This is a genomic window from Brasilonema sp. UFV-L1 (assembly GCF_012912105.1).
GTDB lineage: Bacteria > Cyanobacteriota > Cyanobacteriia > Cyanobacteriales > Nostocaceae > Brasilonema.
Genome location: NZ_QMEA01000229.1, coordinates 1 through 6,478, shown reverse-complemented (window position 1 = coordinate 6,478; position 6,478 = coordinate 1). Strand labels below are relative to the sequence as shown.

Genomic DNA, 6,478 nt, shown 5'->3' with positions numbered 1-6,478 from the left:
AGATTATTCTCCCCCGACTCCTCATCTACTCATCCCCCATCTTCTAGTTAGCAGATTCTAGTTTACTAATTTGGTCAGCAGCAAGCGCATACCATATTTGACCTAGTGTCTGTTTATCCAGTTTCTCATTTTCGCGTCGCCGTCCCGGAAACAATCTATCAAATTTTTTGTTTGTGTCTTTGTTGAGTTGCTCGATTGTGTATTCTCCAAATTCTCCTGCTTGTGCTTGTCGTCTCCAATTGTCGTAATCTCGCGCACTGTAGTTCCCTAATTTGCGACGCGCTGATGTGCTGAGATTAGCTCGCTCTAATTTATTTAACAAATCATTTGCGATCGCGAACCATTCGTTTCGTAAAGCTGTATCTTCTGAGTTACTCGTAAGAACACGTCCTTTGGCATCAGGATTTTTAGTATAAAAAATATTATCTGTCATTTGTGTAAAAAACACTTCTGGTATTTCTAGCTGCTGACGGCGACGGATAATTTGGTTACCGCGATTTGGTTCGTTGCTAGCAGTTGGTTTTTTAGGAGAATCTGATCCCTCTGGATTTTTAGGTAAAGAGATTGTTGGTATAGAAATAGATGATACAGCATGAATGACAGCACTGACGACTGCCCAAGTACCAGCCAAAGTCAAAACAATGACACTTGTGCTGATGAGACTGACAGCAAAAGGACGAAGCCAAACAGGCAAAGGTAGTGCCTGAGCAACCATTTGAGTTTTATTATGGAATTTACCAACAAGAGTTTTGACACGTTTCCCCCCAGGAGCAACAACCATTGTTTTTAGCTTAGTCATCGCAGTCTTTATGGGTTTGATAGTAGGTTTGGCAGTTTTGGCAAGGTTGGCGGTATTGGCAGGGTTGACAGTTTTGGCAGGGTTGACAGTAGGTGTGTTAGACTGCAAATCTTTGAGGACATCATCAGCTTTTTGGTAGCGATCGCTTGGTTTATAAGCCAGCATCTTTTTCAACACAGCTTCTGTCTTGGGGCTGACTTTTATTTCTTCTCCCCAACGCCAACTTCCCTGATAAGAATCATACAGTCGTTGTGGTTCTTGACCAGTTAACAACACGAGCGATGTCACTGCTATTGAGTATAAATCACTACTAGGAAAAGCTTTCCCCTGACGTAATTGTTCTTCTGGTGCATAGCCTTTTTTACCTAAAATTGTACGAATTCCACCGAGTTGAGTAAACCAAAAACCTTTAGAAGCGGGTAATTGCTTGACTCCACCAAAATCAATCAGCACGGGTAAATGATCACTATGCCGCAAAATGATATTATCAGGAGAAAGATCACGATGAACAACATTGAAAGAGTGAATGTAAGCCAAAACAGGCAACATCATCTTTAGCAGTTCGACAACCTCCTCCTCACTAAAGGTTTGTCCTTGAGTTGTGCGCTTTTCTAGTAAATCCCAGTAGTTGTCACCATCCACATAGTCTTGCACCAGAAAGAAAAAATCTTTGTTATTCATTGTCACTTGTAGCGAGGCGTGGAAACGTGGGATTTGTGGATGCTGTAGTTTTTTGAGCACACTCGCTTCTCGTTCAAATAATTCTTTAGCTTTTTCTAAATCCTGTTGTTCTTCGACTTGGGGTGCAAACTCCTTTAGCACGCACTGTAGTTGAGATTGATTTAAATCCTCAGCCACATAAGTGCGTCCAAAGCCTCCCTGTCCCAAATGACGTATAATCCGATAGCGGTTATCAACGACTTGTCCTATACGAAGAGGGAGTGGCTCTCCGCACTGAGTGCAAAAACGGTTACTTTCATTGTTGGTGTGTTGTTTACTGCAATAAACATCCATGATGCTGAAGGATGAATAAAAGGTTTTTATAAGTTGCTACAACTTGGAAAGCTACTATTACGCATACTCTCTCTCCTATTTTGCCCTGTTTGCGCCGGAGCGTGAGACAGAATACAACAAAGGTTAAAATACTGACAACAAGTCACAGTGGTCTGAGTTCGACTTGGTGAAATTAGCAATCGGAATTTTTTATAGCAACAAACGTCATGAATTCAGAACAACAACGGCACAGAGCAACTAAAGCATTCACAGATTTTTTACAAACTCCCTTAGAAACACTTCTACAACAGCATATAAAGACTGATTCTTCAGCAGCAGCTTTGACATTATTTCACGATATGGCTGCTAATGTGCCTGCTTACAAAGATTTCTTAGCAAATCATGCGATCAATTCTGATGAATACCAAAACTCTGAGGATTTCCAAAGATTACCGCAACTGAGAAAAGAAAATTACTTACAACGTTATTCTCTAGCCCAATTATGCCGCAACGGACAGTTACAAACATGCGACATGATAGCTGTTTCCTCTGGTTCCACAGGAAAACCTACATTTTGGCCGCGTTTTTTGGCAGATGAAATGCAAATTGCTACCCGTTTTGAGCAGGTTTTTCATGATAGTTTTCACGCAGATAGTAGACACACTTTAGCTGTGATTTGTTTCACTTTAGGAACTTGGGTAGGTGGAATGTACACAACTAATTGCTGTCGCTATCTTGCTAGCAAAGGTTATCCAATTACTGTAGTGACTCCTGGTAACAATAAAGAGGAAATTTTTCGAGTTGTTCAAGAACTCGGTTCGGCTTTCGAGCAAGTTGTTTTATTAGGATATCCACCATTTCTTAAAGATATTATTGATACTGGAATTGCCCGTGGGATTGAGTGGCAGCGATATCAGGTAAAGTTAGTGATGGCGGGAGAAGTCTTCAGCGAAGAGTGGCGCAGTTTGGTTGGTGAAAGAGTTGGTTCTCAACACTCCTGCTATGACTCAGTATCACTTTATGGAACAGCGGATGCGGGTGTATTGGGTAATGAAACACCTTTAAGTATTTGCATTCGTCGTTTCTTAGCACAAAATCCCGATGCAGCGCGTGCTTTGTTTGGCGAATCTCGTTTACCCACACTCGTACAGTATGATCCTATCAGTCGCTTTTTTGAAGTGGTAGATGGCACGTTACTTTTTTCTGGGAATAATGGCATTCCCCTGGTACGTTACAACATTTTAGATGCTGGGGGGATAATAAGTTACGATGCTATGCTCCAGTTTTTGTCAAAATGGGGCTTCAATCCAGTGGCGGAACTACAGAAAATGGGTGGAAGAGGCGTTCGTTCACTTCCTTTTGTCTATATTTTTGGACGTTCTAATTTTACAGTTTCCTATTTTGGGGCGAATATCTATCCAGAAAATGTGACGGTGGGATTGGAGCAACCAAATATCAGAGAATGGGTGACAGGTAAGTTCGTTTTGCAAGTACAAGAAGATGTAGATAAGAACCGATTTTTATCTGTGGTTGTGGAGTTAGCACCACAAGTAGAAGAAAGTGAAGAGAAAAAAGAGGCGATCGCATCTTCTATTCTCACCCAACTCAAGCGTCTCAATAGCGAATTTGCTAACTACGTTCCCCCAGAATACCAGATGCCGCGAGTTGCACTAGCTCCAACAGGCGATCCAGAATATTTCCCCGTTGGGGTGAAACATCGCTATACCCGTAAGTAAGGATTGTATTGTACTCAACTGGAATGCCATAGTCAAGCTCACTGCGCTCGTTGACACATCGATGTAGTGGTTAATCACGTCGATAGTTAAGAGTTAAGTGAGCGATCGCTTTGCTGCTGCCTGAGGCAGATCGCTTTTTATTTTGCACTGTTCTATTCGCCGCTTTGTTCCTGGTTAGCTTTAGCAGCTACCAACCTGACTAATTCAACATCCAACTCTAACGCTTGGGCTATTTGTTCTACAGTCGCACCTAAACTCAACATAAAAGGAATTGCTTCTAATTTGCCCTCTAACTTAGCTTCTTGATAAACTTTAGTTTGCTTTAACTCGCTTAATCCCAACATTTGCTCTATCTCCTCCCGACTTTTGAAAGGGAATTTATAGACGATAATCGTTTCTATCAATTCAATAAATTCCCGTTGGGTAATTTCATCAGCTATTTGTTGTTTGGTAAGGTTAATTAACTCCCTAGCTTTGGTAGCTGCGCCTGACTCCGGCTCTATAATCAGTTTAACTGTACCAATACCAATCGACTGTTCTGCTGCGGAGTCTAATTCATCAAGATAGATGCGGCTGACTCGCCCAGATGTGAGTAATTCTATATAGCGTTCTGTTTCTCCCACATCAAGACTGCGGCTTGGATAAACCACCACCCCACGCCAATTGTTAGTAAGTTCGCCTTTATCTAGGTAAAGAAAGATTTCCGTAAACAGGCGAGAGTAGAATTTTTTATCGGGTTGAAATTGGACTTCAACGAAGTAAATCGGGGATGATGCATTACTTTTGGGAAGAAATACGCCATCTATGCGGAAAGCGAGTTGTTTAACTTCTACCGAAGAAAATTGGTAAGTGTTGGCGGTTTCGGGTGGTTGGTTAATAAGTTCAAAGAAGATGCTGGGGAAGCTTTGGAATAGGTGGTAAAATATCGTGTCTGTTTTGACGCTGATTGATACTAGGTGGGTAGCGTAACTTTTTATTTTACCTGAGTGTTTGGTGGTTATTTCTTGTTCCCAGACTCTGGCTGGGAATATATCCTGTGAGGCTCTCTCTCACTATTCTTCTAAAGGCAGAGTCTCTTGATGGGTTTTCCCATGCCGAAAAGGGATATTTGAAGTGGGGCTAGTTGTATTCATGAACACATAAAATTGTAACTTATTTTCTAACTTAAGGAGGGATGTTTACAGATATGAAATAGATAGTATCAAGTTGAATATCTTCTAATTCAACTTCGCTCAGCCCCTGAAATTCTATCGGGGCTTTTTTAGTATCCATTAATATTCCATTAAGATATTACTGTTGTAAGTTTATATATTTTAGATAGCTTGATTGACACAGAAAATTTAGCCAGTAACTCATCTTATCTTTTTGTGTTAAAGATAACAACTTAATGAATTATTGATTATTTCTTTAGTTAGAGGATAAGTGACTTCTTAGTAATTAACTTAGTGATTGTACAGCAAACTTCAAATTCTCAGTTTGAAAGTTTTAACACCAAAAGCAAACTGAGCTATATTTTAGTGATTTGTATATCACTAGAAGAAGTTTTTGTTTCACTATACTAGTTCAGCTTAACTCATTAACTTTTTTTGGAAAACGAGTCATGCAGAAGCAAAACGAGCAAGTCCAATATTTCCTTCGGTATCTTTCCCTTATACCAGTTATTGCTGTTATTTTGATATCAGTTGCCTTCTCTACTTGGGCTGTGTTTAACTACTTTTTCCCAGATCTTCTCTTCCATCCGATGCCGTAAGATTTGAATTTATATTAGGGATTTCGGTTAATTAGAATCCTGAAAACAAGAGTGCGATCTGCAGCAAAGCAGCAGCGCTAGCCCCGATAGCCCAAGCGTGCCGTTAGGCATAGGGGGCGCACTCAAAAGACGCTATCGCCTCTGTGTGTTTCTTGGTTGAAACACTATCTTTGCATGTAGCTCACATTCGAGTGAAGATTTGCACAAAAGTTGAGGTCATGAATAATATGAACAACGTAAACAACGCGGACATGATAGAGCGTTACTGTGCTCTGATCATCGGAATTCTCTTCTTGATTTTAGGTATAGCCGGATTTATACCAGCTTTGGTTTCATTGCCTGGGACGACTGCCTCTTATGTCCCAATTGATGCAACTAAGAGTGCCTATGCTATGGGATTTGGCTATGTATTTGGGCTGTTTCCCACCAATTTCTTACATAACATTGTACACTGCGCTGTCGGTTTATTCGGAATTACCTCGTATAATAGCACCAGCAGCGCACGCATATTCAATCGTAGTTTTGCAGTTGCCTATACGTTCCTCTCCATCATGGGATTGCTACCCTTGGCTAAAACAACGTTTGGCTTAATGCCACTGTTTGGTAACAATGTTTGGTTGAATGCCCTAACAGCAAGTGTCACCGCTTACTATGGGATTGTCATACCAGCCAAGGTGAGAGGTACTAGTGTATTGCATGACCTTTGAGGTAGTTCATGCAACTGTAGTCAAGAATCAATGAACAATGAACAATGAACAGTGACCAGTGAACAGTAAACAGTACACAGTGAAGGAGTCAGGAGTCAGAAGTCGCAATTCTTTATTTATTTATTCTGAATCAAGAATTGCACCAATTGCTGAATTCTTCTTCAAACTGATAACTGATAACTGATAATTGATAATTGATTGCTCACTAGATAATTATCCAGTGAGCACAGCGGGATATTTAAACTTAAAACTTGATTTTCATTATATCTACTCATGCCGTCGTTAATGCCACTGCTAAACTAAAGTCTGGAGTGCCGGTACATTTAGTCATGCATTGAGGTAAAAAACCTGGTTTGTTTAAATTGAGCGCAAGCGTTAAGTTAGTCATGCGAGCAAACATCAAACCGGGTTTTTAGGATGAGTGTACCGGTACTCTAGAAGCCAATACGGTTCAGTTAAGCTTCAAAGTGTTGTAAATTGAGCATTGACCTCA

General features: G+C 40.6%; 5 protein-coding genes. 3 read left to right on the top strand and 2 right to left on the bottom strand.

The features are described 5' to 3' along the window. Positions 1-43: 43 nt before the first annotated feature. Positions 44-1,813, bottom strand: coding sequence for a serine/threonine-protein kinase (locus tag DP117_RS33010; protein ID WP_169222386.1), 1,770 nt, complete (start codon positions 1,811-1,813; stop codon positions 44-46). A 206-nt stretch (positions 1,814-2,019) separates the two neighbouring features. On the opposite strand from DP117_RS33010, the gene DP117_RS33005 reads away from it, so the two are divergent. Next, positions 2,020-3,528 carry a phenylacetate--CoA ligase family protein gene (locus DP117_RS33005; protein ID WP_169222385.1) on the top strand — a complete coding sequence of 503 codons (1,509 nt, stop codon included), beginning with the start codon at positions 2,020-2,022 and terminating at the stop codon, positions 3,526-3,528. 152 nt (positions 3,529-3,680) lie between these two features. On the opposite strand, the gene DP117_RS33000 is transcribed toward DP117_RS33005, so the two are convergent. Continuing rightward, entirely contained in the window at positions 3,681-4,475 is a 795-nt protein-coding gene (locus tag DP117_RS33000; RefSeq protein WP_169222387.1) for an Rpn family recombination-promoting nuclease/putative transposase, read from the bottom strand. A 653-nt stretch (positions 4,476-5,128) separates the two neighbouring features. Between DP117_RS33000 and DP117_RS32995 the strand changes: the two genes are divergently transcribed. Together DP117_RS32995 and DP117_RS32990 are read left to right on the top strand one after the other, a co-directional pair. After that, complete coding sequence (locus tag DP117_RS32995; RefSeq protein ID WP_169222384.1) at positions 5,129-5,278, top strand: PsaJ protein; 150 nt, start codon at positions 5,129-5,131, stop codon at positions 5,276-5,278. 227 nt (positions 5,279-5,505) lie between these two features. Further along, positions 5,506-5,985, top strand: a complete 480-nt coding sequence (locus DP117_RS32990; RefSeq protein ID WP_169222383.1) for a DUF4383 domain-containing protein — start codon at positions 5,506-5,508, stop codon at positions 5,983-5,985. Positions 5,986-6,478: the final 493 nt, after the last annotated feature.